13 protein-coding genes and 1 pseudogene are annotated in these 14,345 nt (G+C 49.2%); 12 read left to right on the top strand and 2 right to left on the bottom strand.

Annotated elements, in window-relative coordinates; translation table 11 throughout:
• The first annotated feature begins 34 nt into the window (after window positions 1–34).
• From E2566_RS10365 to E2566_RS10355, 3 genes are all read left to right on the top strand, one after another.
• On the top strand, window positions 35–1,309 hold the full coding sequence (locus E2566_RS10365) for a YeaH/YhbH family protein (RefSeq protein ID WP_168444501.1): 1,275 nt from the start codon (window positions 35–37) through the stop codon (window positions 1,307–1,309).
• 131 nt (window positions 1,310–1,440) lie between these two features.
• Entirely contained in the window at window positions 1,441–1,851 is a 411-nt protein-coding gene (locus E2566_RS10360; RefSeq protein ID WP_005968772.1) for a hemerythrin domain-containing protein, read from the top strand.
• 198 nt (window positions 1,852–2,049) lie between these two features.
• The gene (locus E2566_RS10355; RefSeq protein WP_107170553.1) at window positions 2,050–3,249 is read left to right on the top strand and encodes a multidrug effflux MFS transporter; all 1,200 of its coding nucleotides are present in this window, start codon (window positions 2,050–2,052) and stop codon (window positions 3,247–3,249) included.
• Between the two features lie 24 nt (window positions 3,250–3,273).
• Here E2566_RS10355 and E2566_RS10350 read toward each other — a convergent pair whose 3' ends face one another.
• Window positions 3,274–4,527, bottom strand: coding sequence for a D-amino acid dehydrogenase (locus E2566_RS10350; RefSeq protein ID WP_107170554.1), 1,254 nt, complete (start codon window positions 4,525–4,527; stop codon window positions 3,274–3,276).
• Between the two features lie 483 nt (window positions 4,528–5,010).
• Here E2566_RS10350 and E2566_RS10345 point away from each other — a divergent pair, with 483 nt between their 5' ends.
• The 8 genes and pseudogenes from E2566_RS10345 (at window position 5,011) to E2566_RS10310 (ending at window position 11,682) form a co-directional block, all read left to right on the top strand.
• Window positions 5,011–5,991: a 6-phosphofructokinase gene (locus tag E2566_RS10345; RefSeq protein ID WP_107170555.1), complete on the top strand. Its 981-nt coding sequence runs from the start codon at window positions 5,011–5,013 to the stop codon at window positions 5,989–5,991.
• A gap of 10 nt (window positions 5,992–6,001) precedes the next feature.
• A complete protein-coding gene (locus tag E2566_RS10340) occupies window positions 6,002–6,295 on the top strand; it encodes a PTS sugar transporter subunit IIB (RefSeq protein WP_107170556.1) in 294 nt (97 codons plus the stop codon).
• Window positions 6,296–6,308: 13 nt separating this feature from the next.
• Window positions 6,309–7,645, top strand: a pseudogene (locus E2566_RS10335) (PTS sugar transporter subunit IIC).
• A 64-nt stretch (window positions 7,646–7,709) separates the two neighbouring features.
• Window positions 7,710–7,988, top strand: a complete 279-nt coding sequence (locus E2566_RS10330; protein ID WP_107170558.1) for a hypothetical protein — start codon at window positions 7,710–7,712, stop codon at window positions 7,986–7,988.
• Between the two features lie 6 nt (window positions 7,989–7,994).
• Window positions 7,995–8,432 (top strand): PTS sugar transporter subunit IIA, encoded by a 438-nt coding sequence (locus E2566_RS10325; RefSeq protein ID WP_107170559.1) that lies wholly within the window; start codon window positions 7,995–7,997, stop codon window positions 8,430–8,432.
• A complete protein-coding gene (locus E2566_RS10320; RefSeq protein WP_107170560.1) occupies window positions 8,429–8,962 on the top strand; it encodes a P-loop nucleotide/nucleoside kinase family protein in 534 nt (177 codons plus the stop codon). The genes E2566_RS10325 and E2566_RS10320 overlap by 4 nt, the downstream gene beginning before the upstream one ends.
• 37 nt (window positions 8,963–8,999) lie before the next feature.
• Window positions 9,000–9,899: a tagatose-bisphosphate aldolase gene (locus E2566_RS10315; protein WP_107170561.1), complete on the top strand. Its 900-nt coding sequence runs from the start codon at window positions 9,000–9,002 to the stop codon at window positions 9,897–9,899.
• A gap of 241 nt (window positions 9,900–10,140) precedes the next feature.
• Window positions 10,141–11,682, top strand: coding sequence for a SpoVR family protein (locus E2566_RS10310; RefSeq protein WP_107170685.1), 1,542 nt, complete (start codon window positions 10,141–10,143; stop codon window positions 11,680–11,682).
• A gap of 97 nt (window positions 11,683–11,779) precedes the next feature.
• Here the strand turns inward: E2566_RS10310 and fadR are convergent, their stop codons facing one another.
• On the bottom strand, window positions 11,780–12,499 hold the full coding sequence (fadR, locus tag E2566_RS10305; protein WP_107170562.1) for a fatty acid metabolism transcriptional regulator FadR: 720 nt from the start codon (window positions 12,497–12,499) through the stop codon (window positions 11,780–11,782).
• Between the two features lie 229 nt (window positions 12,500–12,728).
• Between fadR and nhaB the strand changes: the two genes are divergently transcribed.
• On the top strand, window positions 12,729–14,309 hold the full coding sequence (gene nhaB, locus E2566_RS10300; RefSeq protein WP_107170563.1) for a sodium/proton antiporter NhaB: 1,581 nt from the start codon (window positions 12,729–12,731) through the stop codon (window positions 14,307–14,309).
• Window positions 14,310–14,345 lie beyond the last annotated feature (36 nt).

The following is a 14,345-nucleotide window of genomic DNA, read 5'->3' as shown; positions in this document are numbered from 1 at the left end:
ACGCACGATGCTGGCAACAGCGTTTGGGGGAAACATGGCCTATTTTATTGACAGGCGACTGAACGGCAAAAACAAAAGCACGGTGAACCGCCAACGCTTTCTGCGCCGCTATAAGTCGCAAATAAAACAGTCGATTTCCGAGGCCATTAATAAGCGTTCGGTGACCGACATCGAAAGCGGGGAGTCGGTGTCGATCCCCAATGCAGACATCAACGAACCGATGTTCCATCAGGGCCGTGGAGGACGCCGCCACCGCGTCCACCCTGGCAACGATCACTTCGTACAAAATGACAAAATCGAGCGGCCACAAGGAGGTGGCGGCGGTGGTTCCGGTCAGGGAGACGCCAGCAAAGACGGCGAAGGCGAGGATGAGTTTGTCTTTCAGATCTCCAAAGACGAATATCTGGATCTGCTGTTTGAAGATCTGGCGCTGCCGAATCTGAAGAAGACCCAGCATCGGCAGATGACCGAATACAAAACGCATCGCGCCGGCTACACCGCTAACGGCGTTCCCGCCAATATCAGCGTCGTGCGTTCACTACAAAACTCGCTGGCACGCCGTATGGCGATGACGGCGGGTAAACGCCGCACATTGCATGAGTTGGAAGAGTCGTTAGAGCAATTGGCGCACACCGAACCCGCACAATTGCTGGAGGAGGAACGGTTACGGCAGGACATCGCCGAACTACGCCAGAAAATCGCACGCGTACCTTTTATCGATACGTTTGACCTACGCTACAAGAACTACGAGCGTCGAGCCGAACCATCGAGCCAGGCCGTGATGTTCTGTTTGATGGACGTGTCTGGTTCTATGGATCAGTCGACGAAAGACATGGCGAAACGCTTTTATATTCTGCTGTATCTGTTCCTCAGCAGAAATTACAAAAACGTCGACGTTGTCTATATTCGCCACCACACTCAGGCGAAAGAGGTCGATGAACAGGAATTCTTCTACTCTCAGGAAACCGGCGGCACCATTGTCTCCAGTGCGCTAAAGCTGATGGAGGAAGTCGTGCGCGAGCGCTACGATCCGTCACAGTGGAATATCTACGCCGCACAGGCGTCGGACGGCGATAACTGGGCAGATGATTCGCCGCTGTGTCACCAGATTCTGGCGAATCAGCTGCTGCCGATGGTGCGTTACTACAGCTACATTGAAATCACCCGACGTTCACACCAGACGCTCTGGCGCGAATATGAAACGCTGCGCGATACGTTCGACAATTTCGCTATGCAGCATATCCGCGATCAGGATGATATTTACCCTGTCTTCCGTGAACTCTTCCGTAAACAAACCGTAGGGCATTAGCGACCTCTCAATCGGCCAGTTATCTGTTAACAGTTAGCTGGCTGATTTTATCTCTGTGAGCATTTTTCTATAAACATGCATTTAAAATACATGTATTATAAATAGCATTATACCTGCACAGAGAATCGCTCATGAATATTGATAAATTCAAACACCAGCATACCGAAATACTCGCAAGCATTGACACCCTGCGTCGGCTATCGCGAGAAGGCGTGACGGAGAACGCCACTGACATCGCCCGCGCCATTGTCGCCATGAGTTCGACTATCAAACTGCATCTTTCTGCGGAAGATCGCGTGCTTTACCCTTCTCTGCAACGCAGCGGTGATGAACAATTAACGAAAATGAGTCAGCATTATCAGGATGAAATGCAAACCATTGCCGCGGATTACGATGCCTTTTCCCGCCGCTGGAATACAGCTTCACAGTTAGTGGGCCATGATAGGGATTTCCGGGCAGACGCTAACCACGTCTTGCGTAAAGTCTATGAGCGTATGCAGCGAGAGAATCACGATTTTTACCCCCGTATTGAAACAGCCTAGGCACATTAAGTACGCCTGACTTAAGGGGGGAGAATGTCTGACACATGACGCTCCGCCCTGTTAATGACCGCCCGCGTCCGAACATATAAACTCATTTTCCGCCACATATTTGTGACATCGTCACAAATATAACACTTCCTTTCCGCTAGCGTGCGCATTACCCTGTCAGCCCCATAAAACATAGATTTCTGTTTTGTTATGCAACGATTTGTTCTGATTTTACTGACTCTGGTTCTACTCGGCCCTCTGGGCATCGACATTTATTTACCGCTTATTCCCGCCATCGCCGTGGCGCTGAACAGCCCAGAATCGCTGATCCAGTCCACCGTCGCCCTCTTTATTCTGGTCATGGGATTAGGACAGCTTTTGGCTGGGCCACTGGTTGATAAATATGGTCGACGTCCAATGGCACTGGCAGGTGTAGTGATCTACATCATTGGGGCGATCATGGCGGCACTGGCCACCGATGCCACGCTATTCATTCTCTCACGCCTTTTTCAGGGCATGGCCGTCTGCTGTACCGCCGTTGCCATTTTCAGCAGCGTACGTGACAAACTAAACGGTGATGATGCTGCCAGAACCTATGGTTTTCTTAACGGTACGCTGAATATTGTACCCGCGCTGGCACCGCTACTAGGTGGGCTCTTAGCCGAGGCCTTCGGCTGGCGTGCCCCTTTCTGGTTCCTCGCAGGCTACAGCATTCTAGTGCTGGCAGTCGTGATCCGCTTCCTGCCCGAGACACGGCCGGATTCAACCTTGCCCGTACACGGCTTGCCGCTGCGCCAATATGCACGCCTGTTATCCGATCGCCACTTTCTGGGCTTCGCGTCAGTCAATGCGGGCGCAATGGGGATGGCATTAACCTATGTCACCTTTTCACCTGTGGTGTTAATGAATCAGGCACAGCTCACACCGCTTGAGTTTTCGATTGCCTTCGGCGCGAACGGCTTTTGGATCATGCTGGTCAGCTTCTTCGCGAATCGTATTATCCGCAAAGTCGGTAGACCACGTTGTCTGGCTATCGGTAGCCTGCTAATGGGGGCGGGTTTTCTTTCGCTGCTCGGCGGCGTCGCGCTCTTGCCAGAGGCGATGCAAGACACCTGGCCAACTTATATGTTCCCCGTCGCGCTAGCCTGTGCGGGTCTGGCGTTTTTGATCGGGCCGTCCACCAGCTATGCGCTGGAGCCTTATTCTAACGAGGCGGGTATTGCATCGGCGATGGTAGGATTTGTGCAGATGGCAGGCGGTGCGGCGCTGGGGCTGATTGCGATGGCCATTCCTCTGCCGTCAAAAATATCACTGGCGTTGGTCATGTTCTGTGCCGCCCTGCTGGCGATACGCGCCCGCCTGCTCACGCGTCACCATAAGAGCAGCATTACGTCGCTGCCCCGCGCCTAGTTCAAAACACTGAATACAGATACACTAACGAACGTATCTTTCTACAGATAAATCATCGGACTCAATCTCCGGTGATTGATCTGACAGAATATCTGCCAATAATTTCCCTGACCCGCAGGCCATCGTCCAGCCTAACGTGCCATGTCCAGTATTCAGATACAGATTTTTCAGCGGTGAACGCCCCACCAGCGGTGTGCCGTCTGGCGTCATCGGGCGCAGCCCTGTCCAGAATGTCGCTTGCTCGATCGGACCACAATGGGGATACAGATCGCGCACCACCATTTCCAGCGTCTCACGCCGTTTAGGGTTCAGATCGGTGTTAAAACCCACCACTTCCGCCATGCCACCAACGCGAATACGATGATCAAAACGTGTGATGGCAACTTTGTACGTTTCATCCAACACGGTAGAAACGGGTGCGGCGGCATCATCCGCCAGAGGAATGGTTAGTGAATAACCTTTCAACGGATAAACCGGAATATCGAACCACTGGCGCAGTAGTCCCGTAGAATAGGAACCGCAGGCCATCACATAGGCATCAGCCACAATCATGCCATCGTCGCACTGCACGCCTGTGACATGATGTCCTTCAACTCGCAGTTGACGAACGTGACGCCCCAGCTTGAAGGTGACCCCTGCATCAGCGGCCATCGTGGCCAGTTGACGGGTGAACAGCTGGCAATCCCCCGTTTCATCATGTGGTAACCGCAGCCCACCAGTCAGTTTCCCGACGACATTCGCCAATGCGGGTTCGACAGAGGCCAGCTCATGGCGAGCCAACAATTGATACGGGACGCCAGCCTCTTCCAGCACGGCAATATCCCGTATCGCATTGTCATATTGCTGTTCGGTGCGGAACAGTTGAAGCGTTCCCCCTTGCCGACCTTCGTACTGGATGCCGGTATCTCGCCGCAGCTGTTGCAGGCAGTCACGGCTGTATTCAGCCAGACGCACCATCCGGGCTTTATTGGTTTTATAGTGGCGCACATCACAGTTGAGTAACATTTGCCACATCCAGCAAAGCTGTGTCGCCGTGAAATCTGGCCGGATAGCCAGAGGTGCATGGCGCTGGAACATCCATTTTATCGCTTTCAACGGTATTCCAGGTGCAGCCCACGGTGCAGCATAGCCGGGTGAGATCTGCCCTGCATTCGCTGCGCTGGTTTCAAGCGCGGGTTCCGGTTGCCTGTCAATAACGGTGACATCATGCCCTGCCTGCGCAAGATACCAGGCGGTACTCACGCCAACTACACCACTTCCCAGAATCACAACCCGCATGCGACCACTCTCCCTTTTGCACCGTTAAAGACCATTTAATCTGCTAATGAATCACTCATTCACTGGAATAAAACACTAGTTAACAGGTAAAACTGAAGACTACTCTAGCATTTGGGAAGCAATTGTCACCTGCCTCGACGATAACATTTATTTATTGTTATGTTTTTGTCCCGTTGATTCTTCACTGAAATCATAACGAAATAACTGTGAAACCATTCACAAAATACGCTTTCGTTTTTTCGCAAAAAAGAGAAGGAAAAGTAAAAAAGATAGAAATGTTAAATCCCAGTTTAATTAACACGTTAGTTAGATTGCTTGTTTTTAAATTATGACCATCATCACACAAATAGAAGCAACAATCTTGCTGTCAAGACATGCTTACGCGTAATTAAATACAAAATTGCGACATCCATCAAAAAAACGCCTTATCAGTTTAATAACATTGTGTTCACACGACGGTTATTCATATTTTCGAGGGCGATGATGAAAATTGGATTAGTCATTAGCGGCGGCGACGTTAGCGGAATAAATAACTTCATCTATCAGGTGAATAGAATGACTGCCGCTGACATCGTCATTTTCGATGGGGGAATTAATGGCCTTATCGATAATTGCTGTAAAATCCTCACTCGTCGAGATTTGGTAGATTACTCCATTTCATCAATGCCGCTGATTGCATCAGGGCGAAAAAATGGAAAATGTAGAAAAACAGACTACGAGCACATCGTTAAAAACATCCAAAAACAAAAACTCGATGCGCTCATTATGGCGGGAGGAGATGGTTCATTTCAATTTCTAAAAAAGTTAAGCCACTATGGCATTCATTGTTACGGTGTAGGAATGACAATCGATAATGATATTTCAGGGAACAGCTATACGATTGGTTTTTCTACCGCCTGCGAGCAGGTAATGAGTGAAGTGGAGAAATTACGCAATACGGGTCGGGGATTACAAGGTCGGGTCTTTATGATTGAATTACTCGGTGGCTATTGCGGTGAACTAACACTACAGGCAGCATTAAAGAGCAATGCCGATATCGCACTCATTCCAGAATCACCGTGGAGCATTGATACATTATCGCAACGTATTCGCGAGAAAATCGCAGAACAGAATAGCGTCATTATTTTATGCTCTGAAGGATACACTCAGGAATATACGCCTGGCTTTCAGGGTGCCATAGACACGATTATCAAGAAAATTGAGCATAAGGTTGGAATCCGCATCCGAAAAACCATTTTAGGGTACGGTTTACGAAATGGCGCGCCCACCGGGGAAGAAATTATTCAGGGCACACTATTAGCAGAAGAAATGGTCCGGTGCATTAACGCCGGGCTGACCAATAAAATTATCATTATTAATAACAACAATAAAGCCATCCCTATTGACCTGGAGGATTCCGAACGACGTTTGGTTGATGTCGAAAGCCATTTTTATAAGCTCGCGAAAGCTCATCACCTTATATGAGGCCATTATCATGTTGAAAGTACTTTGCGTTTGCGGCTGTGGATTAGGTTCCAGTTTCGCTATCGAAATGAGTGCGAAATCCGTACTGAAAAAATTGGGAATTGATGCAGAAATCAATCATACCACGATTTCAGAAGCCTCAGCCTTTAATTATGACGTCATTCTAACCCAGAAAATATTTGCGGAGATCCTGAATAGCGACGCCAGTGAAGATGAGAAAAAAAGAGTCATCATTCTTAATAAACTTACCGACAAAGATGAAATAGAAGAAAAAATTTTAGCCTACATCCAGGCTCATAAATAGCATGAGGTGAAAAATGAACACCGTTATCAATTTCATTGTGAAAGATTTATTAGGCCAGGCCTCCATACTAATCGCGCTGATCGCCATGATCGGGTTGATTTTACAGAAAAAATCGGTAGGGAAAATTGCAGAGGGGACGTTCAAGACACTGCTTGGTTTCCTCATCATGATGGCAGGGATTAACATTATCGTCGATGCCCTGACGTACTTGAACAGCATCTTTACCCACGGTTTCGGCATGAAGGGTTACATCACCGATGTCGCCGCCATCGCCGGATTGGCAAACCGCGAACTTGGGTCCGAAGTCGCATTGACGCTGATGGTGATCTTTGCCGTCAACATCCTGATTGCGCGGATTACTCCCTTTAAATATATCTTCCTGACGGGGCAGGCTCTGCTGTGGATGGCAACCATCGGTACTGTGATCGGCTATAAGTCGGGCTTGAGCGGCGCGACGTTGATCCTCACCGGAGGCATATTTGGCGGCGTGATGGCCGTGCTGATGCCTGCGCTGGCGCAGCCGATTGTCCGTAAAATCACGAATTCGGATGATGTTGCACTGGGCCATTTTTGTACCATTGGATATCTGGTGCAGGCTGCCGTCGCTCGGCTAGTCGGTAAAACTCCAAATCTACAGAAGATTTAACGCTGCCCGATAACTTCAAATTCTTGCAGGATACCTACCTGTCGATGGCCGTCGTCATGGTGCCAATGTACCTTATCCCCGCCTTGGCTGCGGGACCCGCCTACATCGCGCAGTATGCCAATGGCGTCAACTATCTGATGTATTCCTTCATGCAGTCGATGCAGTTTGTGGCGGGCGTTTTCGTTCTCTACAGCGGCGTACGCCTGCTGCTTAATGAGCTGGTACCTGCATTTCGAGGTATCGCCATGCGTCTGGTGCCTAACGCTAAACCCGCGTTGGATTGCCCGGTGCTCTTCCCCTATGCTCCCAACGCCGTGATTGTTGGCTTCCTCGCCACCACCGTCGGTTCAATCCTGGGAATGCTGATCTTCCCCATGTTTGGATTGGCGATGATTTTGCCAGGGTTATTGACCAACTTCTTTGCGGGCGGAACGGCGGGTATTTTCGGTAACGCGATGGGAGGACGGCGTGGCGCAATTATCGGCGGTGTGGTTCATGGCCTTTTCATTACCTTGTTACCCGCCATTCTGGTGCCATTACTGGAAGTCTTCGGATTTACTGGCGTCACCTTCAGTGATTCTGATGTCATCGGTACAGGGTTGATATTAGGACACGCCTTCCAGCAAGACTGGTTATTTGTCGCCGTATTTATCGCGTTTGTTGCAGCCATTGCCTTTATTGCGAATCGTAAACTATCGCAATAACGCATAAACACATCGCATGTCCTGTCGTCATTAATGTCATGGTGTAGATTGTTAAGGAGTCACTATGTTTTCTTCACTCAAACGTTTTTTATTGCCAACCGCCTCTTCCGGCCGTCGTGATAATACGGATAACAACCGCGTCAGGGAAATTGAGGAGGAATTAGCTGAACTTGAATCTCGTTTAGCACAAGATCCAACCCATAGTGAAACACAAAAAACGCTAATGATTAAATACAACCAGGCCATTCAATTATTTTCTTCCCATCCTGACTATCGGGATCGCGTTGATACTATTTTCATTCAGATAGATGAACTCAGGAACACCATTCGGAAAAATATATGAGGCTTTATGAGCATAAAAAATTTCCTTTTGCAGCACAATTGCATTCAACTCGGCGTGATATGTGAAACATGGGAAGAGGCTATTTATTGTGCCGCAAAACCATTAATCAGCGCAGGGTGTATTACAAAGAGCTATCCGCTTGCTGTAATAAACAGCACGAAGGAATACGGTCCTTATTATGTTTTTGATGAAGGCATCGCTATTCCTCATGCACGCCCTGAGTGCGGCGTCATTGAGAATTGCTTTAGTTTACTGACGTTGCAAACACCACTTTCTATTCAGGGAAGTGAGCCGGTGGATATTTTAATTATGTTCGGTGGTGTTAACAGCGATGCACATATTACAGAAGGTATTGCCTCCATCGTCAGTTTATTAGAACAGGACGACATGCTTTCTCGTATTCGATGTGCCACCACAGCAGATGATATTGTCGGGGTATTATGAAAACGCTTATTTTAGTAAATGGCATACCAGCATCAGGGAAAAGCACGGTAGCACGTATTATTTCTGACGAATTGTATCTCCCACGATTAAGCCTCGATGAAATAAAAGAGCCGTTCATGATGCAGTTCTGCGATGTCATTGACAGGACGTTAAATAGAAAGCTGGGATACGCCGCGTATCAGGCGATGTTTAATATCGTTCAACAGGCTCCAGAAAATAACATTTTCATACTTGATGCCTGGTTCGGATTCCGTGAGAAGTCGATATTACAAGAATATCTCACGTCGTGTGGCGTCAAGCATTCGCTTGAAATATGGAATGCTATCTCACCTGAACGGGTTGTGGAACGGTATCAAAAAAGAATGAATGAAAGAATAAAGGGCCATCCCGGTGATGAGTATCTCCCGGAATTAATTTCACTCGCGCATCAGGCACGGCCAATGTGCATTGGAAAGTGTTACACGGTTGATCAGGATAAGGAAATTAATCATCAGGAATTAATTCAATGGATCAAAACACATCTGGGTTAATCGCTTATTTACATTAATTTTTATGAGGATAATTATCATGAACACCATGACAACAGCTGAACACCGGGGATATCAATTAATTTGTGACGAGACGGGCGCCATGATGGTCATTGCCTGCGATCAACGTGGCGGTATGCGCACACTATTAGCGCCAACATCAGAGGCACAAGCTGCCATTTCCAATGAAACATTAGGTAAAACAAAATATGATATCACACGCTATCTAGCGGCTGAGGCGGGCTGTGTGCTGGTTGACCCGATCTGCGCCATACCAGGCCTGATAGACGACAATATTTTGCCTCGCGATACCGGCCTACTCATCGGCCTGGATGCCTCTGGCTGGGAAACGAGCCCGGAAGGCTATCGGATCTCCACGATGGTTGAGGGCGTAACGGCCCGTAAAGTGCGTGAATGGGGTGCCACTGGCGGAAAAATTATGATCTATCTTCGCCCAGATATCACAGACGCCAATACCCGTAATCTTGAAACACTTCGTGCCGTGATTCAGGACTTTGCACAGGAAGACTTGCTGCTCGTCGTCGAGTTCCTCACCTATTCTCTGGAAAATGAATCTCGCGAAGCCTATACCCATCTCCTGCCCGAGCTCATTCCAGCGGGCTGTCAGGCCTGTATTGAGCAAGGCGCAAAAGTGTTGAAGATCCCTTATCCTGGATCGGATGAAGCCTGCGCGCGCGTGACCACGCTCTGTGGTGAAATACCTTGGGCTGTCCTGTCTGCGGGCGTCGATCACGCCACTTTTCTCCCTCAGGTAGAGAGCGCGTTGAAAAATGGTGCCTCTGGTGTGATTGCAGGACGTTCCCTCTGGAAGGATTGCATCTCACTCGATCGCAACATTTCTAAAGAGAAATTGTCCACGCTCGCCGTGTCTCGCCTCAACGATATTCAGGTGCTGTTAAAACGGTATCAGCGCCCCTAGTTCAGACGGCATGTTGCGCTCTCTCAGGGGAGCGCACTCTCCGATTGATAGACAGTGCAAACACCGTTCTTTTTTATCCCATCAGCGATATTTATCCACTGAATACGCTCAATTAGTCAATTGCCGCGTCTCCAAAGCTCAGCTATAACTAAATGAACCACGATGATTTTTTGACAGGAGCCAACGGGAAGGCAGCACACGGGATCTCATCTACAGGCTTGTTATGCTAGGGGGCGCGCTGATGGCTATATCGACGGATAATCAGGTAAAAAAAACACTTCGCCTGAGTGATGGACCGGACTGGACATTTGAGTTATTGCGGGTTTATCTCGACGAGATTGATCGGGTAGCCAAGCTGTATCGTCTGGCAACCTATCCTCATCAGATCGAGGTAATCACCTCAGAACAAATGATGGATGCCTATTCCAGCATAGGTATGCCGATCAACTATGCCCACTGGTCGTTCGGGAAAAAATTTATCGAAACCGAACAGCGGTACAAGCACGGGCAGCAGGGGCTGGCATATGAAATCGTCATTAACTCCGATCCCTGTATCGCGTACTTGATGGAAGAAAATACGCTACCGATGCAGGCACTCGTCATGGCACACGCCTGCTACGGACACAATTCGTTCTTCAAAGGCAACTATCTGTTCCGCAGTTGGACCGACGCCAGCTCTATCGTCGATTATTTGCTCTTTGCCCGGCAGTATATTGCGCAATGTGAAGAACGTTATGGCGTGGATGAGGTCGAGCACCTGTTAGACTCCTGCCATGCGCTCATGAATTACGGCGTTGACCGCTATAAGCGTCCGCAGAAAATCTCGCTCGAAGAGGAAAAATCTCGCCAGAAAAGCCGCGAGGCCTATCTGCAAAGCCAGGTCAACGACCTTTGGAAAACCTTACCGCGCCGCGAACAGGGGACGGCACCAGAACAAGCAAGACGCTTTCCGCAAGAACCGCAGGAAAACCTGCTCTACTTTATGGAGAAAAACGCCCCGCTGCTCGAGCCTTGGCAACGAGAGGTGTTGCGTATCGTGCGGAAAGTCAGCCAGTATTTCTATCCACAGAAGCAGACTCAGGTGATGAATGAAGGCTGGGCCACCTTCTGGCACTACACCATCCTGAACCATCTTTATGATGAGGGTCGAGTCTCTGAGCGTTTCATGCTGGAATTCCTGCACAGCCATACCAACGTGATTTATCAGCCGCCGTATAACAGCCCGTATTACAGCGGCATCAACCCCTATGCGCTGGGCTTCGCAATGTTTCAGGACATCAAGCGTATTTGTCAGTCACCGACAGAGGAAGACCGCTACTGGTTCCCCGATATCGCGGGTAAGGACTGGCTTGATACGCTGCATTTCGCAATGCAGAATTTCAAGGATGAGAGCTTCATCAGCCAGTTCTTATCACCTAAATTGATGCGCGATTTCCGGCTATTTACCGTGCTGGACGATGATCGAAACAACTATCTGGAAATTGCCGCGATTCACGACGAAGAAGGTTATCGTTTAATTCGGCAAGAGTTGTCCGCGCAGTACAATCTGAGCCATTTGGAGCCAAATATTCAGGTCTGGAACGTGGATTTGCGCGGCAACCGAGCGCTGACACTGCGATACGTTCCGCATAACCGCGCGCCCTTAGATAAAAGCAGTCAGGAAGTGTTAAAACACGTCCATCGCCTGTGGGGGTTTGATGTTTATCTGGAGCAGGCTAACTCAGATGGCAGCATTGAGCTAATTGAGCGCTGCCCGCCGCGTAACGGGGCGGCATCCGCATAGCGGGCACAGGTAAAAAGCTTCGCCAATAAAAGACAAAGGGGATTCAGGCAGTACCTGAATCCCCTTTTCACGTTTTCACGATGAAGCGAATGACGTCTTAGCGGCGCACTTCCGCGATATCTCGCGGGATGGCGCTCTGCATACTGTGCCAGATCGCTCCACTTTCTTTACCGTAATGTCTGACGACATCCATAACCTGATCGTACAGCTCTTCGCTGCGTAACGTTTCCAACCGACCGTAAAAATTCACCGCCAGCTTACGGGCTTCTGGGTTGGAGAAATAATATCGCCCTACGCGAATATATAATCCTTTCAAACCGTTCAGGATCAGGCCATAAATCGGGTTGCCAGAAGCAAAAGCCAAACCACGGAACACGTTATAGTCAAGTAGCGCAAAGGCTTCTGCGCTGTCATCAACCGCGTTTGACTGGGTCAGCACATCGCGCACCTTTTCAGGATTATGTCGTAACGCCGTCCGAATAAAAATTGCGGCGATATTGGTACGCACAGCCAGCAGGTTATCGATCAGTTGCGGGACGCTATCGTGATCGAGCCGAGCCAATGTTTCCAGAATGTTAAGCCCAGAAGTTTCCCAAAAATTGTTAATCTTGGTTGGTTTCCCGTGCTGTATCGTCAGCCAGCCATCGCGGGCTAAGCGCTGAAGCACCTCGCGCAGGGTAGTACGGGTCACGCCGATCAGTTCGGAAAGCTCTCTTTCCGCGGGCAAAATAGAGCCTGGTGGAAAACGGTTATTCCATATACTTTCGATAATGTATTCTTCCGCGAATCCAGCCGGACTTTGCGCCTTTATAACCATGTGTTTGATAATCCGTAGCGGTGATTGCCGAAAAAAGCCGAACCATAATACCAGACGAAAGAATCATGATATAGCGCCGTACTCAGACCCCGAACCATTTCAATGAAAAATTGTGACTGCAAACCGCCCCTCACTGCGACGAACGGTAGACTTATGACCATTTGTAAAGTTTTTACGGTATGATAAAAACCATCAAACTATTCTAACGAATAAGGATTCTCTTCTCATCATGATTGGCATGCCCCTTCACCACGCACTGTTTAAAAACTTTCTTGGGCAGTCACCAAACTGGTATAAGTTGACTATTTTTTGCTTCTTGCTGATTAATCCACTGCTGTTCTATTTTATTAGTCCGTTCTGGGCAGGCTGGTTATTGGTCGTGGAGTTTATTTTTACGCTCGGTATGGCGCTGAAATGCTATCCGCTACAGCCAGGCGGTCTGCTGGCGCTGGAGGCGATTCTCATCGGCATGACCAGCCCACAGCAGGTGTGGCATGAAGTCACAGGGAATATTGAAGTGCTCATGCTGCTGGTATTTATGGTGGCAGGCATCTACTTCATGAAGCAACTGCTGCTGTTTGTGTTTACCAAACTGCTGCTGCGCATTCACTCCAAAACGCTACTCTCACTCGCCTTCTGTATAGCGGCAGCGTTTCTCTCCGCGTTTTTAGACGCGTTGACGGTAATTGCCGTCGTGATCAGCGTCGCCATCGGGTTTTACGGTATTTATCACCGTTTCGCGTCCCAACAGGGTGAAAGTGATGCCGACATCAGCGATGACAGTGCATTAAGCAGCGAGGAGCATCGGTCCACGTTGGAACAGTTTCGCGCCTTCTTACGCAGCCTGCTCATGCACGCTGGCGTCGGCACAGCGTTGGGTGGGGTGATGACGATGGTCGGCGAACCTCAAAACCTGATTATCGCGAAAAGCGCTGGCTGGGATTTCGTCAATTTTTTCCTGCGCATGTCACCAGTCACCGTCCCCGTGTTTATTTGCGGCATCCTGACCTGCGTGCTGGTCGAACGTTTTAAACTGTTCGGCTATGGGGTAAACCTGCCGGACAGCGTACGCCGTGTACTTGAGGATTATGATCGGGACATGACAGAAAAACGTACGCCGCAGGATAACGTGCGTTTACTCGTGCAGGCGCTGATTGGCGTTTGGCTCATCATCGCGCTGGCGTTCCATCTGGCTGAAGTCGGGTTGATTGGTCTTTCCGTGATTATTATGGCCACAACGTTCTGCGGCGTAAGCGAAGAACACGCTATCGGAAAAGCGTTTCAAGATGCCATGCCGTTTACCGCGCTGTTGACAGTCTTCTTTGCCATCGTCGCCGTCATTATCGATCAGCACCTGTTCTCACCGATTATCCATTACGTCCTGCAATCTTCGGATAGCGCCCAGTTAACACAGTTTTATCTGTTCAACGGCCTGCTATCATCGATATCGGATAATGTCTTTGTGGGGTCGGTTTACATTAACGAAGCCCACAATGCATTTAAAAATGGACAGATCTCGTATTCTCAGTTCGAACTGCTCGCCGTGGCGATCAATACCGGCACCAACCTGCCTTCGGTTGCTACGCCGAATGGGCAAGCTGCGTTTCTGTTCTTGCTGACATCCGCGCTAGCACCGCTTATCCGCCTCTCTTACGGGCGTATGGTGATCATGGCGCTGCCTTACACCATAGTGATGACGCTGGTCGGGTTGCTTTGCGTTGAATTCGCGCTGGTGCCGTTCACTGACTTTTTGCTGAATAATCACTGGATTTCTTTGCCAAATTTGACCCTATCGGGCAGTCACTCATAATCACGATCGTGTATAGTCATTACGGTGGTGGCAATG

This window comes from Pectobacterium punjabense (assembly GCF_012427845.1).
Lineage (GTDB): Bacteria > Pseudomonadota > Gammaproteobacteria > Enterobacterales > Enterobacteriaceae > Pectobacterium > Pectobacterium punjabense.
This window is presented reverse-complemented; position numbering and strand designations above follow the sequence as displayed.

Bases quoted from the DNA above. Each gene is read 5' to 3' on its own strand.
- E2566_RS10365 (WP_168444501.1), top strand. From the start codon at position 35: ATGGCCTATTTTATTGACAGGCGACTGAACGGCAAAAACAAAAGCACG.
- E2566_RS10360 (WP_005968772.1), top strand. From the start codon at position 1,441: ATGAATATTGATAAATTCAAACACCAGCATACCGAAATACTCGCAAGC.
- E2566_RS10355 (WP_107170553.1), top strand. From the start codon at position 2,050: ATGCAACGATTTGTTCTGATTTTACTGACTCTGGTTCTACTCGGCCCT.
- E2566_RS10350 (WP_107170554.1), bottom strand. From the start codon at position 4,527: ATGCGGGTTGTGATTCTGGGAAGTGGTGTAGTTGGCGTGAGTACCGCC.
- E2566_RS10345 (WP_107170555.1), top strand. From the start codon at position 5,011: ATGAAAATTGGATTAGTCATTAGCGGCGGCGACGTTAGCGGAATAAAT.
- E2566_RS10340 (WP_107170556.1), top strand. From the start codon at position 6,002: ATGTTGAAAGTACTTTGCGTTTGCGGCTGTGGATTAGGTTCCAGTTTC.
- E2566_RS10330 (WP_107170558.1), top strand. From the start codon at position 7,710: ATGTTTTCTTCACTCAAACGTTTTTTATTGCCAACCGCCTCTTCCGGC.
- E2566_RS10325 (WP_107170559.1), top strand. From the start codon at position 7,995: ATGAGCATAAAAAATTTCCTTTTGCAGCACAATTGCATTCAACTCGGC.
- E2566_RS10320 (WP_107170560.1), top strand. From the start codon at position 8,429: ATGAAAACGCTTATTTTAGTAAATGGCATACCAGCATCAGGGAAAAGC.
- E2566_RS10315 (WP_107170561.1), top strand. From the start codon at position 9,000: ATGAACACCATGACAACAGCTGAACACCGGGGATATCAATTAATTTGT.
- E2566_RS10310 (WP_107170685.1), top strand. From the start codon at position 10,141: ATGGCTATATCGACGGATAATCAGGTAAAAAAAACACTTCGCCTGAGT.
- fadR (WP_107170562.1), bottom strand. From the start codon at position 12,499: ATGGTTATAAAGGCGCAAAGTCCGGCTGGATTCGCGGAAGAATACATT.
- nhaB (WP_107170563.1), top strand. From the start codon at position 12,729: ATGATTGGCATGCCCCTTCACCACGCACTGTTTAAAAACTTTCTTGGG.